This window comes from Kribbella sp. NBC_00382 (genome assembly GCF_036067295.1).
GTDB lineage: Bacteria > Actinomycetota > Actinomycetes > Propionibacteriales > Kribbellaceae > Kribbella.
Window position 1 is genome coordinate 7,050,925 of sequence record NZ_CP107954.1, and the last position, 22,750, is coordinate 7,073,674.

24 protein-coding genes are annotated in these 22,750 nt (G+C 67.9%); 3 read left to right on the plus strand and 21 right to left on the minus strand.

Features of this window, described 5'->3' with window-relative positions:
• Positions 1–27: 27 nt before the first annotated feature.
• Complete coding sequence (locus OHA70_RS33340) at positions 28–231, minus strand: alpha/beta fold hydrolase (protein WP_328324463.1); 204 nt, start codon at positions 229–231, stop codon at positions 28–30.
• On the opposite strand from OHA70_RS33340, the gene OHA70_RS33345 reads away from it, so the two are divergent.
• Positions 216–512, plus strand: coding sequence for a winged helix-turn-helix transcriptional regulator (locus OHA70_RS33345; protein ID WP_328324465.1), 297 nt, complete (start codon positions 216–218; stop codon positions 510–512). The genes OHA70_RS33340 and OHA70_RS33345 overlap by 16 nt on opposite strands.
• Before the next feature lie 49 nt (positions 513–561).
• Here OHA70_RS33345 and OHA70_RS33350 read toward each other — a convergent pair whose 3' ends face one another.
• The 4 genes from OHA70_RS33350 to OHA70_RS33365 form a co-directional block, all read right to left on the minus strand.
• Positions 562–1,092 carry a hypothetical protein gene (locus tag OHA70_RS33350; RefSeq protein ID WP_328324467.1) on the minus strand — a complete coding sequence of 177 codons (531 nt, stop codon included), beginning with the start codon at positions 1,090–1,092 and terminating at the stop codon, positions 562–564.
• Between the two features lie 114 nt (positions 1,093–1,206).
• Complete coding sequence (locus OHA70_RS33355) at positions 1,207–1,860, minus strand: class F sortase (RefSeq protein WP_328324469.1); 654 nt, start codon at positions 1,858–1,860, stop codon at positions 1,207–1,209.
• Positions 1,861–1,875: 15 nt separating this feature from the next.
• Positions 1,876–2,538, minus strand: coding sequence for a hypothetical protein (locus OHA70_RS33360; protein WP_328324471.1), 663 nt, complete (start codon positions 2,536–2,538; stop codon positions 1,876–1,878).
• A gap of 151 nt (positions 2,539–2,689) precedes the next feature.
• Positions 2,690–4,192 carry a S8 family peptidase gene (locus tag OHA70_RS33365; protein WP_328324473.1) on the minus strand — a complete coding sequence of 501 codons (1,503 nt, stop codon included), beginning with the start codon at positions 4,190–4,192 and terminating at the stop codon, positions 2,690–2,692.
• Between the two features lie 91 nt (positions 4,193–4,283).
• Here OHA70_RS33365 and OHA70_RS33370 point away from each other — a divergent pair, with 91 nt between their 5' ends.
• On the plus strand, positions 4,284–6,866 hold the full coding sequence (locus tag OHA70_RS33370) for a CHAT domain-containing protein (protein ID WP_328324475.1): 2,583 nt from the start codon (positions 4,284–4,286) through the stop codon (positions 6,864–6,866).
• Positions 6,867–6,913: 47 nt separating this feature from the next.
• On the opposite strand, the gene OHA70_RS33375 is transcribed toward OHA70_RS33370, so the two are convergent.
• The 14 genes from OHA70_RS33375 to OHA70_RS33440 all read right to left on the minus strand — a co-directional run bounded on the left by OHA70_RS33375 (position 6,914) and on the right by OHA70_RS33440 (position 19,586).
• Complete coding sequence (locus OHA70_RS33375; RefSeq protein ID WP_328324477.1) at positions 6,914–7,513, minus strand: hypothetical protein; 600 nt, start codon at positions 7,511–7,513, stop codon at positions 6,914–6,916.
• Complete coding sequence (locus tag OHA70_RS33380) at positions 7,510–8,997, minus strand: PASTA domain-containing protein (protein ID WP_328324479.1); 1,488 nt, start codon at positions 8,995–8,997, stop codon at positions 7,510–7,512. Before OHA70_RS33380 ends, OHA70_RS33375 begins: the two co-directional genes overlap by 4 nt.
• A gap of 88 nt (positions 8,998–9,085) precedes the next feature.
• Positions 9,086–9,550, minus strand: coding sequence for a hypothetical protein (locus OHA70_RS33385; RefSeq protein WP_328324481.1), 465 nt, complete (start codon positions 9,548–9,550; stop codon positions 9,086–9,088).
• Complete coding sequence (locus OHA70_RS33390) at positions 9,525–10,154, minus strand: RNA polymerase sigma factor (protein ID WP_328324483.1); 630 nt, start codon at positions 10,152–10,154, stop codon at positions 9,525–9,527. The genes OHA70_RS33385 and OHA70_RS33390 overlap by 26 nt, the downstream gene beginning before the upstream one ends.
• A gap of 83 nt (positions 10,155–10,237) precedes the next feature.
• Entirely contained in the window at positions 10,238–10,519 is a 282-nt protein-coding gene (locus tag OHA70_RS33395; RefSeq protein WP_328324485.1) for an SbtR family transcriptional regulator, read from the minus strand.
• Positions 10,492–10,770: an aldo/keto reductase gene (locus OHA70_RS33400; RefSeq protein ID WP_328324487.1), complete on the minus strand. Its 279-nt coding sequence runs from the start codon at positions 10,768–10,770 to the stop codon at positions 10,492–10,494. The genes OHA70_RS33395 and OHA70_RS33400 overlap by 28 nt, the downstream gene beginning before the upstream one ends.
• A 16-nt stretch (positions 10,771–10,786) precedes the next feature.
• Positions 10,787–11,479, minus strand: coding sequence for a hypothetical protein (locus OHA70_RS33405; RefSeq protein WP_328324489.1), 693 nt, complete (start codon positions 11,477–11,479; stop codon positions 10,787–10,789).
• 98 nt (positions 11,480–11,577) lie between these two features.
• Positions 11,578–13,632 (minus strand): elongation factor G, encoded by a 2,055-nt coding sequence (gene fusA, locus OHA70_RS33410; RefSeq protein ID WP_328324491.1) that lies wholly within the window; start codon positions 13,630–13,632, stop codon positions 11,578–11,580.
• A 265-nt stretch (positions 13,633–13,897) separates the two neighbouring features.
• Positions 13,898–14,371 (minus strand): ribonuclease H family protein, encoded by a 474-nt coding sequence (locus OHA70_RS33415; protein ID WP_328324494.1) that lies wholly within the window; start codon positions 14,369–14,371, stop codon positions 13,898–13,900.
• Between the two features lie 47 nt (positions 14,372–14,418).
• On the minus strand, positions 14,419–14,799 hold the full coding sequence (locus OHA70_RS33420) for a RidA family protein (protein ID WP_328324496.1): 381 nt from the start codon (positions 14,797–14,799) through the stop codon (positions 14,419–14,421).
• 15 nt (positions 14,800–14,814) lie between these two features.
• Positions 14,815–15,387 carry a helix-turn-helix transcriptional regulator gene (locus OHA70_RS33425; protein ID WP_328324498.1) on the minus strand — a complete coding sequence of 191 codons (573 nt, stop codon included), beginning with the start codon at positions 15,385–15,387 and terminating at the stop codon, positions 14,815–14,817.
• A 91-nt stretch (positions 15,388–15,478) separates the two neighbouring features.
• On the minus strand, positions 15,479–16,672 hold the full coding sequence (locus OHA70_RS33430; protein ID WP_328324500.1) for an acetate/propionate family kinase: 1,194 nt from the start codon (positions 16,670–16,672) through the stop codon (positions 15,479–15,481).
• Positions 16,665–18,752, minus strand: coding sequence for a phosphate acetyltransferase (pta, locus tag OHA70_RS33435; protein ID WP_328324502.1), 2,088 nt, complete (start codon positions 18,750–18,752; stop codon positions 16,665–16,667). The genes OHA70_RS33430 and pta overlap by 8 nt, the downstream gene beginning before the upstream one ends.
• A gap of 177 nt (positions 18,753–18,929) precedes the next feature.
• Positions 18,930–19,586: a response regulator transcription factor gene (locus OHA70_RS33440; protein WP_328324504.1), complete on the minus strand. Its 657-nt coding sequence runs from the start codon at positions 19,584–19,586 to the stop codon at positions 18,930–18,932.
• A 74-nt stretch (positions 19,587–19,660) separates the two neighbouring features.
• On the opposite strand from OHA70_RS33440, the gene OHA70_RS33445 reads away from it, so the two are divergent.
• Positions 19,661–20,110, plus strand: a complete 450-nt coding sequence (locus tag OHA70_RS33445; protein ID WP_328324506.1) for a pyridoxamine 5'-phosphate oxidase family protein — start codon at positions 19,661–19,663, stop codon at positions 20,108–20,110.
• Between the two features lie 9 nt (positions 20,111–20,119).
• On the opposite strand, the gene OHA70_RS33450 is transcribed toward OHA70_RS33445, so the two are convergent.
• Positions 20,120–21,781, minus strand: a complete 1,662-nt coding sequence (locus OHA70_RS33450) for a SulP family inorganic anion transporter (protein ID WP_328324509.1) — start codon at positions 21,779–21,781, stop codon at positions 20,120–20,122.
• 4 nt (positions 21,782–21,785) lie between these two features.
• The gene (locus OHA70_RS33455) at positions 21,786–22,718 is read right to left on the minus strand and encodes a universal stress protein (protein WP_328324511.1); all 933 of its coding nucleotides are present in this window, start codon (positions 22,716–22,718) and stop codon (positions 21,786–21,788) included.
• Between the last annotated feature and the right edge of the window lie 32 nt (positions 22,719–22,750).

Consider the following 22,750-nt stretch of genomic DNA (forward strand, 5'->3'; position numbering starts at 1 on the left):
CCCGGCTTGGTACGGCGGCGGTGGAGATCAACCTGCGTCGAGCCACGGGATGAGGGCTGCCAGTAGGCGGTCGGGAGCGTCCAGTGGGATCAAGTGGCCGCAGTCGTCGAGTTGGAGTGTGGTGAGGTCGTCGGCGAATGCAGCGAGCTGCGTTGCCAGCGCGGGCCCGACCGGTCGAGCACCGATGGCCAGTACTGGAATCTGCAGCTTGCTGGGTGTCAGTCGCGCCAAACTCTTCTGCAGTCAAGACACTGGCCGAGTCGGGCGAGCTCCGCTACGCCGTCCTCAAACGCCGGACGCCGGGCATCTCGGCCAAGATGCTCGCCCAGACCCTGCGCGGCCTCGAACGCGACCAGCTGGTGATCCGCCGCGTCGAACCAACCGTCCCACCGGCTGTCCACTACTCCCTCACGCCACTCGGCCGAAGCCTCGACGAACCCCTCGCCGCCCTCCGCGACTGGGCCGAAACCCACATGCCGGAGACGACCGGGACAACCAGGCCTGAGCAGTAGCTCACCGAGCTACTGCTCAGGCCTGGTGATCATGCAATCGTCCGCCGGTTCAGTTGGGCTGGGCGACCGCTTGCAACTGTGGCAGTAGCAGGGCGGCCTGCTTCGCTCGGGCGGAGATGCCTAAGAGCTCGCGGGCCAGCATGACCAGCGAGATCGGGAACATCACGACTGCCACCAGCATCACGAAGATGGCGGCGAGGCCGTCCAGGGGCGAGTCGTTGCTGCGGGCATCGCCGCTGCTCGGTGAGGAGAAGTTCAAGCTGTCCCGCTTGCCCGTCTCGAGGAGACACCGGAACTTCGGCTTGTACGGGCGCACCGTCGCCTTGCTCCCGTCGGCGAACCGGAGCCTGATGCGGCTGCGGATGAACACGCCGCGGGAGACCTTCGTCACCGCGGGCAGTTGACGCCATGGACGGTCGCTGCGCTCGAGGACCGAGACGCGGCCCTCGTGGACCTGCAGTCCGGTGACGGTCTTCTTCAGCAGGACCATCGTCACGCCCGCGGGTAGTGGAGCCTCGCACGCGGCGCGGATCTCTTCGACCGTGTGTTGCGGCAATGGATCGGCTTGCTTCTTCGCCACGATGTCCCTCCGGAGGCCAAGATCGATTCGTCTCCGGAAGGCTAGCGTCTGTCCGCCGGCAAACCGGTGATCTGAGCCATGCCGCCGCGGTGGCGCCGTTCGCGTTGCTGATGGTTACCGGACTGGTTCGGCGATGGCGACGGCGTTGCTGAGGTAGGTCTTGCCGTTCCAGTCTTCGCAGGTGACCAGTACGAGGCGGCCGTCGGTGGTCTGGTCGAAGAGTTCGGCGGCGTGCTTCGCGAGTGATTGTTTGGGGTAGTTCGTCACCGAGGTGACGGCGTAGGTGATTCGGCCGGTGCTGGTGATGACGGTGACGAGCGCACCTGGCCGGAGTTTGTCGAGGTCGTCGAAGGCGCCGCCGCCGGTATGCACGGTGTGGGCCGTCATGACGGCCGAACCGATCCGGGCTCCGGGCTGGGCGCCGGCCGACCACCAGCCGACGGCGCGTGGGTTCGACGGCGGCGTGAGGATGCCGCCGTCTGCGGATATCGGTACCACCTGCGCCGATACTGCGATCTGCGGGAGCAGGATTCGCCTCGGACTGCCCTGGACTGCATTGTCGGATCGAATTGGCCTAGCGGCCGTGCTCGGTACGACCGGGCTGGTTGGGGCGTTCGCCTTCGACGGTGGGGCGGCTCCATCACCCGCCGGCTGGGCGAAGATCACCCATGTGGCCAGCAACGCGAGCACGAAGCCGGCCGCCGCGATCACCTGGCCTCGAAATGAGGACGCCAGGTGATCGCGGCGTACATGCCACCTTCTACGCATGCGGGATGTTTCCTGTCAGCGCTGGTGCAGTCCGCGGCGACGACGTACCAGCAGCGAGGCCAGTCCGATCATGATGGCGACGGCCAGCAGGCCGCTGCCTGCGATCGTCCAGCCGTGGCTGGAATCATCTTGCGCAACAGGGCCAGGAAGGCCGGCCTCCACGGCGGTTGGCACGGCTACTGGCGTCGACGGTACGGCGGTCGGCGTCTCGGACGGCGGTGCGGTTGAGGTGCCCGATGGCGGAGCGGTCGGCGTACCGGTCGGCGGCTTGAATGCGCACTTCACCCGCACCCGGAAAAGAGCGACGACGTCCCCGTCGACGTTCTGGGCCTGCAACTCGTACGTGTCGTTGGTCTCCGCCCAGAACGCGACGTCCTCAGACCCGTGCGGGGCGAGATTCACCACGTAGTTGGCATGAACATCGCCCGCGTGGAACCCGACCATGTAAATCTGCTCCGTCGGGTTGGTGTTTCTCAGCTTGGCCAAGACGTCGGCGCCGAGGTCGTGGCACTTGACCCGTACGTTGCTGTAGACCGGCGGCCGGACCTTGCTGGTCTGGCTGGTGAGGTCTGTACTGCCGGCGACAGGCTGGGCTGACGCAGACGCACTCCCCCACAGGAGCAGACCTGTTACCAGTGTGGCCGTCAGCAACCTGCCAGCGAATGCGTGACGTTTCATCGCGGGACCGCGAACCGCGTGCAGAAGCATGGCGGCGAGTTCGAACAGCTGGGGCGGATCGGTAGATGGAGGTGAACAGAACGAATGCTGTGAAAAGACTTCACGTTGCCCCCCTCAGGACACCTGTTCGATGCACCACGGGGGCTCAAAGTTATCGGCACTTGCCGCAGATTTGGTGTGGGTACAGGACCGGGCCGATGCCTGGTGCTGCTTGGGACCGGGCGAACTTCCGGACTGCCTTTGCCGCGCGGGGTGCGTTCTCGCCGGTGGCGGACATCCGGGCCGCGATCATGCCGGCTACCAGCGGTGCCGAGAACGAGGTTCCGCTCCAGCTCGCCAGGCCCTTGAAGTGCCTTCGCTCATGAGGGTCATTAGGGTCACGAGGGTCTTCGTAACACGTGTAGTCGCCGGTCGGGAACGCGTTCACCAGGTCTTCGCCGGGGGCGAACACATCGACCCAGTGGCCGTAGTTGGAGAAGACCGCACGAGTGTTGCCGTTCGCGGACAGGGCGCCGACGCCGATCACCCAGTCGTACGCCGCCGGGAACGTGCGCAGATTCGTCTTGTCGTTGCCGGCCGGGGCGACCACGACGACGTTCAGATGACGCAAACGCCTGTTGTAGAAGGCGTCGAACGTATGCATCGGTAGGTGGAGCCGGGTGACGCCGTCGAACTCACAGACGATGATGTCCGCACCGAGGTTGAGCAGGTCGATCATGCTCCGGATGATCTCGTGCTCGTACGCCGTTCCGCCGTGCTTGTGGATGTCGACGGCCTTGGGCTTCTTGACCCAGAGCTCCGTCTTCGGCGCCATGCACCGCACGCAGCCGGCCACGAACGTCCCATGGCCGGCGTACGGCTCGATGACTTTGGTGGGCGAAACGGAGAGATCGAGGTCCCCCTGCACACCCGCCATCCACGGCCACTGTTGCGCGTCCGCGACCAGCCCGCCGTCGACGACGCCGACCACCACGCCATCGCCGTCCCATCCACGCGTCCCGCAGCAGATCCCGCTGTTGACCGGCGGTACCGGGCCCGCCATGGCCGGTACCTCGGCGGGCTCCGTCGCCGGGCACGGATGACCGTTACCAGCGGTAGTGCACAACCAGAGCGCGTGGCAGGGCGTCCCAACACCTACGCCGACCCTCAAGTCCAGGCGCTCCAGCACACGTGGCGTGGACAGCGGATCGTCGTCATGGGGACGGCCGCCCGGTTCACCGCCGACGTCGTCGAAGTCGTCTCCACCGTACGTCCCACGGCCCCCGTCATCCACCGAGCGGCTGGTCCTGCCGTAGCGCCAGACCAGACCGGTGACTCCGTCAGTGACCGGCAGCTGATCGATGGCCACATGGCCGGGGATGATCGGTCCCGGACCGGCCGGGTCGCAATTGTCCGGAAACTTGTCTCCGTCGCGGTCAGGGAGGGATCTCGGGTCTTCACGCAGCGCGCGGATGACCCGCTTCACATCCTCGGTGCGGACCAGGATCGTGTCCCGGCGGTAGTAGTACTCGGCGTACCCGAGGTCTTCCCAGTTGTACGGATGGACGGCCACGCTGTCGTACCACCGCTCGCTCCCCACAGCTGATGCCTTACCGGCATCCAGGTCCTCCACGATGACGTTCAGTGCGTCCTTGAGCTGTTGATCCGCTGGCATTTCAGTCTCCTCCTCGATGGTGAAACCTTCCGGAACTACTGGGGCGGAGTACTACGATCGAAGGTGTCCAGGTAGGGGAGGCGGTTTTACCGTGGACACCGACGACCTGCAGGCGCTGGCACTGTCGCGGCCGGCTGACGCGCTGAGGCTGGCCCGCGAGGTTCTCGCGAACACCCCCTCCGACGCCGAGGCCGCGGCAGCCCACCAGGCGGCAGGCGTTGTGCACCGTGACTTCGGTGACATCAACGAAGCGGTGGCGGAGCTCAGGGCGGCGTACCGGCATGCCCGCAGGGCGTCCGATCCCGACCGCGAGGCAGACATTCAGGCCAGCCTCGGAGTTGCCCTGGTGATGGCCGGCCAGACCAGCCGCGGGCTCGCCCTTCTCGATTCGATCGTGCCCGGCCGGACCGGTGTGCATGCCGGCCGGATCCTGGTCCGGCGCGTCTGGGTCCGCGGAGCGCTGCTCGGCCGGCATGCCGAGGCCCTGGCCGACGCCGAGCACGCGGTCGAGTTTCTGAGCGACACCGGCGACCTGGTCTGGGAGGCCCGGGCGCTGACGCACCGGGCGATGGTGCTGCTCGCGATGGGAGCGATCGACCGCGCCGACGAGGACTACGCCCGCAGCGAGCAGTTGTTCATGAGGAGCGGCCAGCAAGCCGAGTACGCCGACACCCGGCAGGCCCGTGGTGCCGCGGCCTTCGCCCGTGGTGACCTGCCGAAGGCACTGCAGTACTTGGACGACGCACAGCAGATGGTCGAGGAGCTCGGCATTCTGGAGCCGGATCTGTACGTCAACAAGTGTTTGGTACTGCTGGCGGCCGGCCTGTCGCGGGACGCACTCACCGAGATCAACAGCGCGCTGGACCGGATCGAGAAGCAGCACGGCTCGGCGGCCCGGCGCGCGGAGTTGTTGTACTGCGCGGGACTCGCAGCGCACGCCGCCGGCGCGATCGACGTCGCAGAGAGCCGCAGCCGGGATGCACTGACGCTCTTCCGGCGCCAGCAGCGTCCATGGTGGGCGGCGCGCGCGGAGCTCGCACTGCTCCAGTTCCGCTATGCGGGCGGCGATCGAACAGCTCGACTGTTCCGTACCGGCCAACGGATCAGTACCGAGCTCGACCGGCTCGACCCGGACCTCGCGACCGAGGCGCATCTGCTGACCGGTCGGCTTGCGCTTGCCCGACACGATCCGGCCAAGGCCAGGTACCACCTGAAGATCGCGGCCGGAGCCCGGAACCGTGGTCTGCGAGCACGCGGCGCCGGCTGGCTCGCCCAAGCCACACTCCACCAGGACGACGGCCGCTCCCGCGCGATGCTGGCCGCCTGCCGACAGGGCCTGAACCTGATCGAGGTCTACCTGCGCACCCTCGGCGCCACTGAACTGCGCGTCCTCGCTACCGCACAGGGCGCCGAGCTCGCCGCGATCGCACTCCGGTACGCCGTCCAACGACGCAACGCGCGGCAGATCCTCGAGTGGAGCGAGCGCTGGCGGGCCACGGTGCTGGCGATTCCGCCGGTCCGGCCGCAGGACGACGCCGGCCTCGTCACCGATCTGACCGCGCTGCGTCGCCTGACCCAGCGGCTGGAGGCCAGCTACGATCGCGGGCCCGGTCCTGGCCCGATGCACCGCGAACGCCGCCGCCTCGAATCCGCAGTACGTCGCCGGGTCCTGCTGACGCCCGGCGCGATCGGTGAGCGGGCCGACCAGTTCCGCGTCGACGAGTTGCTCGATCACCTCGGCGACCGCACGCTGGTCGAGCTCACCGACGTCGATGACCAGCTGTACGCCATCGTGGTCGCGCGTGGCCGGGTCCACCTCGAGCTCGTCGGCCCCACCGCGCTGGCGACTCATCGCCTGTCCCACGCGTTGTTCGCACTGCGCCGCGCAGCGACAGCACACGGCACGAACCAGCTCGACCTCGACGCCATCGGGGCCCGACTAGAAACGGTCCTCCTCGGCAAGGCGATCAAGCACCTGCAGGACGGTCCGGCGGTCGTCGTACCGACGGGCCGGCTGCACGCCGTTCCGTGGAGCCTGCTGCCGTCCTTGCGGCATCGACCGACCTCGGTGGTTCCGTCGGCCGCGGCCTGGTTGCGTGCCCGGAAGGCCGTACCGCCGTCGACCGAGCGGGTGGTCCTGATCGGCGGTCCCGAGCTGTCGACCGGACACGAGGAGGTACGCCGGCTGTCGGAGCTGTATCCGGATGCGGTCGTGCTCACCGACGGTGGTGCGACCGCGGAAGCGGTTCTGAAGGCGGTGGATGGCGCATCGTTGGTGCACGTGGCCGCGCACGGCACGTTCCGGGCGGACAGCCCGCTGTTCTCGGCGCTCGAACTGGATGACGGACCGCTGACGGTGTACGACCTCGAACGGCTGCACCGAGCCCCGCACCGAGTCGTCCTGTCGAGCTGCAGTTCGGCGCTCGGTGGACCCAGCGGTGCGGACGAGTTGCTCGGTCTGGTCAGTGCGCTGGTCGCACTCGGATCTGCCGGCGTCGTGGCGAGCGTCGTACCGGTGAACGACCCGGCGACAGTGCCGCTGATGCTCGACCTGCACGGCCGGCTGCGCGCCGGGGACGACCTGGCCGAAGCGCTTGCCCGGACCCGGGCGTCGGCGGCCGACAGCCACTCCGCGCGCGCGGCCGCGCAGTCGTTCATCGCCCTCGGAGCCTGAGCATCGGCCACCCTCGTCCCCTGTGTCACAGTGCGGTCCTCCTGTCCTCAGATCAACGGCAGCGGTGGATTCAGACGCACCAAGAACTCGAGGTCGACGGCGCGTCGCTGCTCGGCGAGGCGCAGACTGTCGAGGCTCAGGGTCGCCTCCACAACGCATCTGCCACTGTTCAGTCTCAGCAGCGTGCCGGCCCGGACGACCGCCTCGAGTCCGGTCACCTCGAACACCACGACCAGCTCGAACTCGAACGAATGCAGCGTCGCGCCGTTCACCACCAGATCTACTCGCGGCGCGTAGGTCGATCGCATCCGGTGCGCTGCCAGGCTCACCAGCTCCCGGCTGCCGGGGACGGCGAGCGTCCGGCGGGCAGCATCGGTAAGTTCGGTGTACTTCCGCCAGCCGGCGATCAGCAGGTCGCCGAGGTCCAGGTCCAGCAGCTCTTCCGCCATCGCGGCGACCTCGTGATCGATCCCGGCCACCGCCGACCTGGTCAGCCGACGGACCGGGCGCAACGCAGCTCGGGCGATGTCGTCGTCGCCGATCGTCTGCTCGATCGTCTCGGAGACCGAACCGTTGCCGGCCAGCAGCGCGCGGACCGTCAGTGGAGCAGGCGCCGCGACGTCCAGCACCAGAGTGGAATCAATCATGAGTCAGACCTTTCGAGAACATGGGTACCGCGGTCGGCATACGGTTCGATCCGGACGACCGGTCTTCCGTGGTTCGCGCCTGTCTCAGTGATCGTCGGTACTGCGCCAGCTACCGGACTCACGACGATCCCCACCGAACGGCGCACCCATCGTTTGTTCAGCCGCTGTCGCAGCATCCGGGTCGCGACCGCTGCGGCGCCTGACAGGACGGCCAGCAGCCCGGCTACGGACGCCCACGAGAAGGGCTCCGCGAACGTCACTGTGACCTTGGTTCCGGCCGGCACCATGGTCCCCGCGGCCGGCTGCTGACTCACGATGGCGTGATCACTGGTGGTGGCGTTTCCGAGCACCAGACCCACCGTGGACAAGACCGTACGGGCATCGGCCACTTCGCTACCGACAAGATCCGGTACCGGCACGAGCCGGATCGCCACGAGCGATACGGTCACCAGGCTTCCGTCCTTGACGAACGTCCCGGAAGCTGGCTTTTGCGTAGCCACCTTGCGGGCGAGCTGTGGCTTTCCTCCGAGCTTCAGTCCGACGGACGTCAGCGCCGATCGAGCATCCGACACCGTACGTCCCACCAGATTGGGCACGCGGATCATGACCTCAGCGTCGAGATCCCGTTGGATGCTGACGCTGACGGCGCTGCCGACCAGGACCGGCGTACCGGCGGTGGGAAACTGGTCCCTGACGATCCTTCCCTCGCCGGTCACCCCACCCAGTACCAACTGGCGAGCGCCGAGCAGGGTAGGAACCTTGGCGATGTTCCGCCCGATCAGTCTCGGAACCAGGACTTTGTGGACGGGCTTCGGTTTCACCAGGTGGAGGTCGATGTCGACCGGGCTGCCGGGTTCTGCCGCGACGCCGGGACCAGGCTTCTGGCTCGTGACCTTGCTGCCTTCCCCGGTGATCCGGCCGAGCGACAGTTGCGCGCCGACCAGGGTCTTCTCCGCCAGGTCGCGATCCATGCCGATCACGTTCGGCACGAGGATCGGATCCGCCGGAGGAATCACCTCGAACGGCGCGGGCGCCTCGATCTTGAGCGAGTCCGTCCTCGCGCAGCGCGCAAGGACCGTATGCACCCCGCTCGTCGCGTCGGCGGGAACGAGGAACTGTGCGCTCGCGACACCTTTGCCGGAGTCTGTCGCCTCGGCGACCACCCTTTTCTCGTCCCAGACAAACTCCACTCCTCCGCCGGCCAACCTCAATGCGGCCGGGACGAGAGGCTCAGCGGGGCGTGCCGACGGCGATGGCGATGGCGACGAAGGCGGGAGGCATCGCCCGAATCCACTGGCGACGGCGGTGACCTGGCTGCCGGGCTCACCGCTCGGCGGGTCGAGCTTCAGCGTCGGCTCGCCGCCGTTGCCCGCCCACGCGGTCCCGGCCACGGGCAGGGCGAACAAGACCGTGAGCACGCCCAGTACCAAGAACCACCGCAGGTACGGGGTTCCCGTCATCGGCCGCCGGTCTCTGAGCTCCATCGGGATCATCCTTCTCACCGGTTCAGTGAGGTCCCGGAAGGACCTCACTGACTCGGAGACACGGATCCGGCGCTTGATACGACGTCGGCTACGGGGATACCCAGCCCGTCAGCGCTGCCGCGCCGGAGTCGGTTCTGCAGATGATCCGGAACGGACGGCTCGGAACGGGCCGGACCACAAAAAACCCGAGATCGTCGACCGGTATGGTGCCGAGATCGTCGGCCCCGGCGGCAAGCTGCACCGTGCCGGCCTGCGGGGGGCTGACCTGCCCCAGGATCTCGTCCCCTGTCAGCTCCAGCTCGATGCTCAGGGTCTCGGACGCGAAGGTGAGCCTCCGCAGGCTGGCGCTCTCCGCTGCCCGGGTGGCGCCCACCTCGGCGCCTTCCCAGGCGGAGTCGTAGGTCAGCGCGGCCAGCTCCGCATCGATAGTGCGCCAGGCGTACACCGCTTTGCCGGCCTCGACGAAACCGGGCGGCATCTCACTCGCACTGGTCAACGCATCACGTAGTACCTCGAGCAGTTGGTCATCATCGGTCCACCATTGGCCGGCCATGCCACTCACCTCCGTCCGACGCTCTGGGGCGCTCGTTGCAGGATTCGATCAGGGCGGCGAGCGCCGGTGCCTGGCGCAACCGGTCGAGGCAACGGGCCCGGTTGGGTCCGATACTGCCGACGGGCATGTGCAGCTTCTCGCTGATCTCGAGGTACGCCGCCGGTGGGTCCTGCACGAGCATCGAGAGCAACAGCCGGCAGCGCGGAGACAACTGACCGAAGGCGGCCTGGACCGCCGCGTGCCGCTCGTGGCGCAGGAGTTCCTGGTCGACCGGGACGAGATCGGACGGCATCGCCGCGAACAACTCGACCGGGTCGGCAGGCTCGGTCCGTTTGCTGAGCCGCACCAGCCGCAGGCAGTTCCGTTGAGTCGCCGTCGCGATCCAACCGGGCAGCGCGGCCGGCTCGCGCAGGTCGGTCAGGTGCTCGACCAGTTGCAACCAGACACTCTGACCGACGTCGTCGACGTCCGCGGCGGACAGTCCGTAGCGCCGGCAGATCGACCAGACCAGCGGTGCATACCGCTCGACCAACTCGTCCCAGGCGCCGCTGTCGCCATCTCTGGCGCCCACCACCATTCGGATGACGTCCGGGTCATCACGCATCCGGGCACCTCCCTCCGGGGTTCGACGCTCATAGAAGCGGAGTACGTCGAAGGCGCCTTGATACACAGCGGGCGAGCGGCTTGTTACTGGCTGGCGGTTGGGCCGTTGCGGAGGCCGTCTACCAAGAGGGTGATCACGCGGTTGGCGTAGGCGTGGTCGTCTGGGGCGGCGATGCCGCTGAGGGCTCGCATCAGGTCGTCGGGAGAGGTGTCTGCTCTGGTCTGGCCGGTTGCTGCTGCGGTGTTCAGGAACTGGGCGAGAACCGGGGTGAAGCTGTCCAAGAAGTAGGCGGGTAAGCCGCGGTACGCGGGTTCGCCGGAGGGCGGCGGCGCAGGGCCTAGTTCTGGATCGCCGTCGTGATCCACCGCCGGGAGGCGCCCTGCTGGTTCGGATCGGTGCCCATCGGGCGGCTGACCTTTGTCGTGAGCACCACGCTGTCACGCCGGCCCTTGAGCGCCCGGCCGGCGACCTGCTCCGAGTCGCCGTACACGTCGGCGGAGTCGACGAGATTGATCCCGGCATCGAGTGCCTTGTGGATGATCTTGACCGAATCCTCCGGGTCGGGGTTGCCGACCTGCGTCGCGAACATGAGCGTGCCGAGCCCGTACGGAGTCACCTTGGTGTTCCGCGTGTCAACGAGAGGGAACGATCTCGCTCCGTCCCTGCCAGGAGCCGTGTTCCGACAGGGGCCGGAAGCGGAGGGTGGCGAACTCGTGGTGGAAGTCCCGGCGGCGGCGTTCGGTCATCGCGACGGCATGACGGTCGGAGTCAGGGACGGCGCTATGGCCATGCACCATCTCTTCCATCTCCCGTATGGACCGCCAGATCGAGAACGTCGAGATCGTCCGGGGCGGACGCATCGCGGCCAGCGCCAGCGTCGTCCCCGGATGGTCGCGAACCAAGCGTTCGACGGGCTTGCCCCACTTGAGAAATCTCGGTACCTCCAACAGGCGCATCCGCGCCACCGTCACCGCCACGACGGGCTCGGCAGCGTCCCACTCCCCCGCCCTCGCCGGCAGATCGGGCAACGCCGCAAGCCGCGACCAACGCCGCAGGAACTCCATGCGAACATGCCAGCCCGCAGCCAACTCCCTGCCCAAGGGTTGATCCGCCAGGAAGGCATCGACCGCCGCCTCGTCCTCCCACCGCGCGAACATCGCCATCCGCCGCAACTGCATCCGGGCCGGCGAGACCGTCGGAGCACCGAGACGCATCAGCGCCAGGCACTCGGCGTACCGCAACCCAGGCATGGTCGGTGCCTTCCACAATGCCCGCGCCGTCGTCGCCGGTCGGAGCTCCGCGAGGTGGAACGTAAAGATCGTCATAGTCGAGCAACTGTCGCACGGCTAAGGTCCGGCTGTTCTTCGTTGCCCTAGGCCCCCACAGACCACGCCTGCGGGCGCGATCTGTGGGGGCACCGGATCTACCGGGACGAACTTTCAGACGACCTTACGGCTGGTACGTAACCGGTGGGGCGGGTCACGAAGGTTCCCCGGCCCTGGGTGCGGCTGCGTAGCTGGGTTGCGTAGCCGAACAGCTCGGCCAGTGGGACGGTGGCGACGATCACCATCGTGCCCGGTCGCGCGGTCGTACCCGAGATCTGGCCGCGCCGTGCCGCCAGGTCGCCGAGCACGCCGCCGACGGCGTCCTCGGGCACGGTCGCCGTGACCTCGGCGACCGGTTCCAGGAGCACCATCGCGCTGGCACGCAGCGCTTCGCGGAGGCCCAGTCGACCGGCCGTACGGAACGCCAACTCCGAGGAGTCCTTCGAATGGGTGGCTCCATCCGTCAGCGTGACCCGCACCCCAGTCACCCGGTGCCCGCCGAGAGGACCCTCGACCAGAGCATCCCGGCAGCCTGCCTCGACTGCGCGGACATACTCCTGCGGCACCCGTCCACCAACAACGACTGAGCGAAACACGAAGTCGTCATCAGCCAGCGGTTCCACATCGAGGGTGATCTGGGCGAACTGACCGGCCCCGCCGTCCTGCTTGACGTGCCGGTACACCAGTCCGGACACGCCACGCACAACAGTCTCCCGGTACGTCACCTGCGGCCGGCCGACCCCGACCTCCAGCCCGTGAGCACGGCGTACCTTCTCCACCGCGACCTCGAGATGCAGCTCGCCCATGCCAGACAACAGCGTCTGACCGGTCTCCGAATCGGTCCGAACCGTCAGCGAAGGGTCCTCCTCGACCAGGCGCGTCAGTGCCGACGCGAGGCGGTCGGTGTCGGTCCCGAAGCGGGCCTCGACGGCCACGGAAACGACCGGGTCAGCCACGACCGGCGGCTCGAAAACCAGCGGCGCCGTTGGCGAGCACAGGGTGGCGCCGCTCCGGGCAGACTTCGGCCCGACGACCGCGACGATGTCACCGGCGAACGCCTGCTGGATCTCGACGTGCTCGTCGGCCTGCACGCGCAGGATCCGGCCGATCCGCTCAGTGCGTCCCACACCCGCGTCCATCACCGTCTCTCCCTTCCGAATCGTTCCCGAATACACCCGCAGGTAGGTCAGCCGCCCAGTAGCGGTCGAGCTGACCTTGAACACAAGGGCCGCGAACGGCGCTCCCGGGTCGGCGACGCGCTCCTGCACGACACCATCCAACATCCCGCGCACCGCCGGCACCTCTTGCGGTGAAGGCAGATAAGCGACGACGGCGTCCAGCAGCGGCTCGATCCCGAGATTCCGGTACGCCGATCCGCACAACACCACCACGCCCGTACCAGCCAAAGTCAGCTCCCGCAGCGCAACAGCCAGCGTCTCCGCCGAGACCGTCGACCGCGCAGCGAACTCCTCCAGCGCGACCGGGTGGAGCTCGGCGACCGCCTCCTCAAGCAACCGACGCCGTCGCATCGCCTGCTCCACAAGGGAATCGGGCACCGGGCCGACCGCAATGGTGTCGCCGACCCAGACATACGCCCGCATCGCAAGCAGGTCGATCACTCCACTGAACTCGGCCTCCTCCCCCATCGGCAACTGGACCACCAGCGGGGTCACGTGCAACCGCTCGCGGATCGAGTCCACCGCAGCGTCGAGGTCGGCGCCCGGACGGTCCATCTTGTTGACGAACGCGATCCGCGGCACCCCGTGCCGGTCGGCCTGTCGCCAGACCGACTCGCTCTGCGGCTCCACTCCGGCGACGGCGTCGAACAGTGCGACGGCACCGTCGAGCACCCGCAGCGAGCGCTCCACCTCGTCGGCGAAGTCGACGTGGCCCGGGGTGTCGATCAGGTTGATCGAGTGCCCGCCCCAGTCGCAGCTCACGGCCGCGGCGAAGATCGTGATGCCGCGGTCGCGTTCCTGCGAGTCGAAGTCGGTGACGGTCGTGCCGTCGTGGACCTCGCCGCGCTTGTGGGTGGTACCGGTGAGGTACAGGATCCGCTCGGTGACGGTGGTCTTGCCCGCATCGACATGGGCGAGGATGCCGACATTGCGCAGGCCGGACAGCGGGCGATTGTGGTTGAGGTTGGTACGCATGGCCGATGGCCTTTCGGATGATGATCCGGATCGGGACAGCGCAATTCCCCGACGAAGCGGCCAGCAGGACAGGCTGGGTCAGTTCGTCGCGGACAGGAGCCGGCCGCGCAGCCGGCACCTGACACCCGGAGACACGAGGATCACGTCGTACCGGGGAACACTCACAGCGATGCGGTTACGCACGGCCGGGCTCCCCTCACTCGTCAACTGATTGAGGTTCGAGCGTAGTGGGCCCGACGATGCCGGACCACTGGATTTCTTGTCGTCAGCGCTCGGGGAAGCAGGCAGCGACGGCCAGGGTGTCCACGAAGTCGTTCATCTCGTGGCCGGAATGCCCCTTCACCCATTGGAAGGCGACATCCTCGCGCTTCATCACCAACTCCACCAGCGGCTCCCACAGGTCCCTATTGGCGACCGGCTTCTTCGCCGAGGTGAGCCAGCCTCGCTCAAGCCAACCTATGTGCCACCCGTCGCGGAAGCAGTTGACCACGTACGTCGAATCCGACACCACCAGCAGTGGACCATCGTTCGCCCGTACGGCCTCGAGGGCGGCCCGGATCTCCATCCGCTGGTTCGTGGAGTCAGCCTCATGACCGGCGGCGTACTCGCTCGTCGACAACGCCCAGGCCCATCCCCCAGGCCCGGGGTTGCGCGAACACGCACCGTCGGTGAACACCGACCGCGCACCGACGGGGACTGCCATATCGGCCGGACGAGGACGACGAACGCGAGGCTTCACCCGCGAAACCCTACCCCTCAAGCGGACTTGACTTCCCGCCGCAGCAGTCAACCTACGAACGCGGTCATCCTGATCGAGACGAGCAGGTCAGGGAGATCGACGCCGAGCTTGGCCACGTAGCGAGTCGGCGGGTCGGCCGGAAACCACCGCCCGTACTCCTCGTTGAGCCCGGCGAAGTCGGCCGGGTCCGTGAGCAGGATGCCGACCTCGATGACGTCGTCCAGTCCGGCACCGCCGGCTTGCAGAACGGCCTCACAATTCGCCAGCGCCTGCCGCGTCTGAGCTTGGATCGTGTGCTCGACCAGCTTGCCGGTACCCGGGTCGATGCCGACGATGCCCGAGACGAGGATGTGGGGTCCGGCCTTGACCCCTTGGCTGTAGAGCGGCGAGGCCGGCGCGTTCGCGGTCGTGATGATCTGCCGTGGCATGACGGTCCTCCTGAGCTACCGGAACCACGTCGACGCCCTCGTCGACGCCTGGGCGGGCTGGTGCGGTGGCGGGATCTGCGCACGATCCACGGGGCGGCTGACGTCGTTGGTGTGCAACAAGGTGCCCGAGCTCAGCAACCGGTGAACCTCCTCTGGCGTCACGCGCAGTGCCTTCGCTGCCTCGGCAAGGCCGAGCCAATTGCGTCGCCGCAGCGCCAGACCTTCTACCTCGGCCCGGGCCAGCGGCAGTTGCCCACCATGCCACGTGAGCAGCCGAACCGCACTCAACCGGTGAACGGCGGTCGTGGATTCCCCGAGGATGCGGGCCGCCTCCGCCACATTGATGCGCGCCGGCGCCTCCACCCACGCAAGCACATCCGCCAGCCGCACGGTCCTCGTGGACAGCTTCCCTTGCGCCGTGTTCTGCCGAGGCAAAGCCCCGGAGTCGAGCATGCTCCGCACGACAGCAACAGTCACATCCAGCACAGCCGCCGCCTGCTTGAGATCGATCAACGGATCCGCAGCAAGCAACGGCTCGCCGAGCAGATCCTCCAACCGATTTCGCTCCACCGCCGACATACCGATCATCACCAACCGCCTCCTGACGCTGCTACGCCATCACGTACACAAGCAGCGAGTCTGGTCGGCGACCTAGATCCAGCGACAGGGTCTTTGGTCCCTAGTCGTGGGGCTCGAGCAGGGCGAGGGTTTCGCGGGCTATTTGCCATTCTTCGTTGGTGGGGATCACCAGGATGGTGACTGGGCTGTCGGGGGTGGAGATAGTGGTGGGGGTGGGGTGGTTGTTGCGGGCGGGGTCGAGATGGATGCCTAGGCGTTCTAGGCCTGTGAGAGTGGTGGCGCGGACTCCGGCGGAGTGTTGGCCTACACCGGCGGTGAAGACGATCGCGTCTACGGTGCCGAGGACGGCGTAGTACGCGCCGATGTACTTCTTGAGGCGGTGGCAGTAGATGTCGAAGGCCAACTGGGCATGAGGGTCGCCTGCGGATCGGCGGGTGGTCAGTTCGCGGAAGTCGTTGTCGCCGGCGATGCCTTTGAGGCCGGACTCGTGGTTCAGGGCGCGGTCGATCTTGTCGACGGTCCAGCCGAGTTCGCGGACCAGGTGGGCGTGGATGGCCGGGTCGAGGTCGCCGGAGCGGGTGCCCATCACCAGGCCTTCGAGCGGGGTCATTCCCATCGAGGTCTCGACCGACACTCCCCCGCGAACGGCCGTTGCCGAGCAGCCGTTGCCCAGGTGGAGCACGATCAGGTTCAGGTCACCTAGGTCGCGCCCGAGCACTCGGGCCGCCTCGGCCGAGACGAAGGCGTGCGAGGTGCCGTGGAAACCGTACCGGCGGATGCCGTGGTCATCGCGCCACTCCAGCGGTACTGCGTAGGTGTAGGCCTCAGGTGGGAGCGTCTGATGGAAAGCCGTGTCGAACACCGCGACCTGCGGGTGATCGGGGAACAGCTGCCGGGCCACCCGGATTCCTTCCAGGTTGGCCGGATTGTGCAGCGGGGCCAGCGGCACCAGCTCGGTGACAGCGGCAACCAGTTCGTCGTCGATCAGCACCGGATCGGCGAACCGCGAACCGCCGTGCACGACACGGTGGCCGATGGCAACGATCTCGATATCGTCGAAGGACGGCCCGTACTCTTCGAAGGCGCTGATCACCGCCCGCATCGCGTCCTCGTGGGATGCGATCTTCAGGGTCGCACTCGTCTCGCCGTCCGGGCCGCGGTGCAGGTGGCGACTTTCGGGCTCACCGATGCGTTCGACCAGGCCGGACGCGGCCGCCTCGCCGGACGCGCCGTCGATCAGGCTGTACTTCAGCGACGACGAGCCCGCGTTGATCACCAGCACGTGGTCACTCATCGGCTGTACCGCCATACTGCGCCTGCACCGCCGTGATCGCCACAGTATTGATGATGTCCCGCACGGTGGCTCCTCGAGACAAATCGTTCACCGGCCTCCGCAATCCCTGCAGCACCGGCCCCACGGCAACCGCATTGGCTGAACGCTGCACCGCCTTGTACGTGTTGTTGCCCGTATTGAGGTCCGGGAAGATGAACACCGTCGCCCGCCCGGCAACCTCCGAGTCCGGCAACTTCGTCCGGGCCACCGCACTGTCGATCGCCGCGTCGTACTGAATCGGCCCCTCCACCAGCAACGAAGGCGCCCGCTCCCGGACGATCCCAGTTGCCTTCGACACCTTCTCCACATCGGTACCGCTGCCCGACGTACCGGTCGAGTACGACAGCATCGCCACCCGCGGCTCGACGCCGAAAGCAGCTGCGGTCGCCGCCGACGAGATCGCGATGTCGGCCAGCTGCTCCGCCGTCGGATCGGGATTGACCGCGCAGTCGCCGTACACGAGGACCTGATTCTCCAAGCACATGAAGAAGACCGAGGACACGACCGAAACTCCAGGCAGCGTCTTGACGACCTCCAACGCCGGACGGATCGTGTGGGCCGTCGTGTGCACCGACCCCGACACCATCCCGTCCGCCAGGCCGAGCTGCACCATCATGGTGCCGAAGTACGAGACGTCCCTGACGACTTCGCGGGCCTTGTCCAGGTCGACGCCCCGGTGCTGCCGCAGCCGGTGGTACTCCTGCGCGAACCGCTCCCCCAGCTCCTCGTCGTCCGGGCTGAGGATCCGCGCGGCCGAGATGTCCACCCCCAGCGCGGCCGCCTTCGCGCTGATCACCACTGAATCGCCGAGCAGTGTCAGGTCTGCCACACCCCGGCGCAGTACGACGTCAGCCGCCCGCAGGATCCGCTCTTCCTCGCCCTCGGGCAACACGACATGCTTGCGGTTGGCAACAGCCTCGTCGATCAGCTGGTGCTCGAACATCAACGGAGTCACCGCACCACTACGCGCAACCTCGAGCCGATCCAGCAGCGCAGGACCGTCGACATGCTGGTCGAACAACGCGAGCGCCCGGTCCACCTTGCGCGACGAGTTCTTGGTCAGCCGGCCACGCACCGCGGTCAGCGCCGTCGACGCCGCGTGCGTCCCCAGGCCGGTCTCGATCAGCGGCATCGTGCTCCCGATGCCCTCGATCAGCCGCAGGATCTGCGGGGGCAGCGCGAACCCGCCGTTGAGGAAGATCGCCGACACCTGCGGGAAGTTCTGCGACGCGTGCGCCATCAGCACCCCTACGACCACCTCCGGCCGGTCCGCCGCGGTGATCACCGCCGCCCCCTCGAACAGCCGGTCGAGCACGTTCGGCATCGTCATCGCTGCCACCAGCAAGCCGCTGACCTCGCGGGACAGCAGCCGCGGATCACCGCTGAGCAGTTGGCCGTCGACAGCGCTCACCAAATCCGCCACAGCGGGCGCACTGAGCAACGGCGCTTCCGGGATCGCGTACGCCGGTACGCCGGCCCCACCCAACGCCGCAATCGCCTGGTCGAGCTCGTCCTCGCTGACCCGATTGGCGATGACCGCGAACAAGGACCCGTGATTCGCGGTCAGCTCAGCGGTAGCCATGTCGATCAGCGTGCGCAGGTTCTCGGGGGTGCGCCCCGAGCCGTTCAGCACCAGCAGCACGGGCGCGCCCAGGTTGGCGGCGATCCTCGCGTTGTAGGAGAACTCGGTCGGCGTCCCGACGTCGGTGTAGTCGCTGCCGACGATCAGTACGGGATCTCCCCGCTCCGCCACGTGACGGTACCGCTGCACGATCCGGTCCAGCGCCGCATCGGGATCCGCGTGCACCTCGTCGTAGGTGACCCCGACGCACTCGTCGTACGACAGCGAAACAGCGTCATGCGAGGTGAGCAGATCCAGCACGTAGTCCCGCCCGCCGTACTGTGCGGTGTCCGGTCGCACGATCGGCCGGAACACCGACACCCGCTCGACCCGCCGGGACAACTGCTGGAGCACCCCCAGCGCCACGGTCGACTTCCCGGTGTACCCCTCCACCGATGCGATGTACACACTGCTTCCCATACCGGAACCCTATGCGGTGGCCTGACCGGATCGGTTCGGGACGTCGGTCCCGGATTTTGAGGGCCAATGGCACTGAGCCACGGGCCCTGCCGGCAGGTTCGATGAGAAGCAGCGGTACCCACGGGCCGGACGGAGCGGGCGATGAGCGGCACCAACCGGCAAGTCCGCCGTGGCGAGTCACTTCGGTGGGCGCTGCTTGGTCCGCTCGACGGCGTAGACGGCGGCCTCGGTGCGGCGTTCCATGTCCAGCTTGCGGAGCAGGCCGGAGACGTAGTTCTTCACCGTCTTCTCCGCCAGGAACATGTCCTGCGCGATCTGCCGGTTCGTCTTGCCCTCGGCGATCAGATCGAGGATCTTGCGCTCCTGCTCGGTCAGCGACTTGTACCTCGGGTCCTCGTCCTCCTCGGCCGGGTGCCGCAGCCGTTCCAGCACCGCCGTCGTCATCGCCGGATCGAGCAACGACTCCCCCGCCGCCAGCCGGCGAACCGCACCGATCAGGTCGGTACCGCTGACCTGCTTGAGCAGGTACCCCGCCGCACCGGCCATGATCGCGGTGAAGAGCGCCTCGTCATCGGAGTACGACGTCAGCATCAGGCACGCGGGCGGCTCGTCTATCGCCGAGCGGACCTCCCGGCAGACCGAGATGCCGTCCCCGTCGGGCAGCCGCACATCCAGGACCGCGACATCCGGCCGCAACGCCGGGATCCGCGCGACCGCCTGAGCCGCCGTGCCGGCCTCACCGATCACCTCGATGTCGTCCTCGGCCTCCAGCAGTTGCCGCAGCCCGAGCCGGACCACCTCATGGTCGTCGAGCAGGAACACCTTGATCGTCATATTGCTTCTCTCCCGCTCTCGCCTTCGATCCTCCTGGCCAGACTAGACCGCCCTCTCCCCGGAAAGGGGCCACGATGAGTGCCCCACCGCGCCGGTTCGACCACTCCGGCCTGCAGATCCTCGACGAGACCGACTGCCTGAAACTGCTCGGCTCGGTCCCGGTCGGCCGGCTCGTCTTCACCCAGGGCGGCCTCCCCGTCATCCGGCTGGTCAACTTCGCCATCGACGACCGGGCGGTCGTCTTCGCCACTGCGGACGGGGACATGTACCGGGCCGCGGAGCGTGGCGACGTGGTCGCCTTCGAGGTCGACGACGTCGACCGGGACCGGCACCTGGGCTGGTCCGTCACTGCGACCGGCCATCTGTCGGTCGTCGACCCCGACGAGGCAGAGGCCGTCCGGAGCACCTTGCCGATCCACCCCTGGGCGCCGAATCGCGACCAGCACCTGATCCGGCTGGCCATCGAGGTCCTCGACGGCCGCCGCCTCGTCGCCTGGGGTGAACGTCCGAAAGACCTCCGATGACAGCAGTCGCTACTCCTTGTCGGTAGCGGCGTGGAAGGCCTCGACCGCGGTCGGGAGGGTGAAGAAGACGCGGTCCGGGCCGAGCCGGTCCAGGAAGCCGGCCGCTTCGAGGTCGTCGCGGAGCTCCTGTTTGACCCGCGCCAGGGCGAGTACGACGCCGCGCTGCTCCAGCTCCTCGCGCAGGGCGTCGAGCGCATCGATCGCGGTGATGTCGATCTCGATGTTCGCCTCGGCGTTGAGCAGCAGCCACCGGACCGGCACGGGCGAGGCGTCGACCGCCGCCAGCGCCCGGCGATGGAAGTTCTCCGCATTGGCGAAGAACAGTGGCGAGTCGTACCGATAGACGACCAGCCCAGGAACGGGCTCCGCCGTCGGGTAGTCGTCGATGTCGTGCATACCAGGGACTCCCGGAACGATTCCGAGAATGCCGTCGTGCGGCCGGGCCACCCGACGGAACAGGTCGAGCACGGACAACGCGACCGCCACCAGTACGCCGTACAGGACATCGAGCGCGACGACGCCGACACAGGTCGCCACCGCCAGGATCAACTCGCTGCGACGGAACCGGGCGATCCGGCGGAACTCACCGACCTCGACGAGACGCACCGCGGCGTAGACGACCAGGGCGCCGAGCGCGCCGATCGGGAAGGTGGACAGGAGTGGACCGGCGAACAGCAGCGTCGCCACGACACATGCCAGCGCGACCAGGGAGTACAGCTGACTCTTGGCGCCTGCGGCCACCGCTACCGCCGTACGGCTGCCACTACTACTCACCGGGAAACCGTGCAGAGTCCCTGCAGTCAGGTTGGCGACACCCAGGGCGAGCAGCTCCTGGTCGGCATCGATCCGCTCATGGCGATCAGTGGCGAAAGCCCGGCCGGTCAGCACGGTGTCGGTGTAGCCGACCAGCGCGACGCCCACTGCCGGAAAGACCAGGAGCTTCAGATCGTCGACGTTCAGAGCGGGCAAGCCCGGAACAGGTAGGCCCGCCGGCACAGTGCCGATCACGGCAACTCCGTGGTCACGTAGGCCGGCGATTGCCGTGACTGCGGCCGCCAGAGCCATCACCATGAGCGGCGCCGGCCATCGTGGCAACCACTTGGCGGCCGCGAGGAGCAGGGTGAGGGCGACCACGGAGACCACCACGGTCGCCGGATGCCAGGAGCCGAAGTGCCGTACCGCCGAGATCAGCTCCGCGACCGGCGACTCCCCCGAAACGCTCGCGCCGGTCATCCGGCCGAGCTGACCGGCGACCATGATCACCGCGATCCCCGCCAGGTAGCCGATCAGCACCGGCTTCGACAGCAGATCGGCGAGAAAGCCGAGCCGGAGCAACCAGGCGATCAGGCAGATGGCCCCCACCAGCAGAGCGAGTGTGGCCGCCAGGATCGCGTACCGCGCAGGGTCCCCAGCGGCCAGCGATCCGAGACTTGCCGCGGTGATGAGCGCCGTCGTCGACTCAGGACCGACCGAGAGCAACCGCGACGTACCGAGGACCGCGTAGACCGCAAGCGGAGCCAGTACTGCCCACAGGCCGGCCACCGGCGGCAGACCGGCCAGCTGGGCGTAGGCCATTGCTTGCGGCACCAGGTATGCGGCCACTGTCACGCCGGCGATGACGTCCGCGCGCAGCCCACCCCACAAGCCGGTCAGGCCGGCGGCGATCTTCACCAGCTCAGTATGTCGGCACCACTACGTCGGTACCCCTGCGCACCACGCGGGCTTGCCGTCCGCGCTCCCCAGCGATCACGTGATGCGGAACGATCGCGACCGGGCAGGCCATCGCAGCCACTGCCCGGCGGGCGATCGGATCGCCGACGGGCAGCCGGCCGGCCCGGGCGCCCAGCACGACGAGCCCGGCTTGCGCTCCTTCGCGGACCAGCGCTTCGACGACCGGCTTGGCCGTCAGGAAGCGGGTCACCTTGACCTCGGGGTACTCGTCGGCCCAGCCGGCCAGCGTCTCCGACACGGTCAGGTCGCCCCGGCGTACCCAGGAGCTGTCGACATCACCGTCGACCGGGTCGTGCCGCGGCGCGTGCTGGGCGTGCACCACCGTCAGCTCGCCCTCGCGCTCGGCAGTCTCCCGGAAGGCGAACTCGACCGCCTCGACCGACAACGGCGTCCCATCGATGCCCACGGCAACTTTCCGGTCGAGCAGACCGGGACGCCAGCTCAGCGGCACGACGATCACCGGGCAGCCGGTCCGGGCGGTCAGGAAGATGTTGCTTTGGGCCGCGACCAGCCGGTGCGGGCCGCGGGCACGACTGCGGCCGACGACCAGCAACCGGGCATGCCTGGCCACCTGTGGCAGCACCTTCAGCCGGGCGCCCTCCTCGGAGACCGCGGTGACCTGCAGTTCGTAACCGTAGTGATGGCGGACATGCGCGACTGCCTGCCGCAACGCGGCATCGGCGATCTCCGCGGGTGGCTTCGGCTGATAGCCCGCTGTCATCGGGTTGTACGAGCTGTGCGCCGGGTACGGCGCAACCAGCACCAGCCCGGCTCCGGACCGCAAAGCCTCCAGTGCCGCGTAGTCGACGACATGCAGGCCTTCGGCGCTGCCGTCGACCTCGACGACCACCGGTCCCGTCCGTGCCCAGGTACGCATTTCGTCCTCCTCGTTCTGTTACCGCCAGCGTC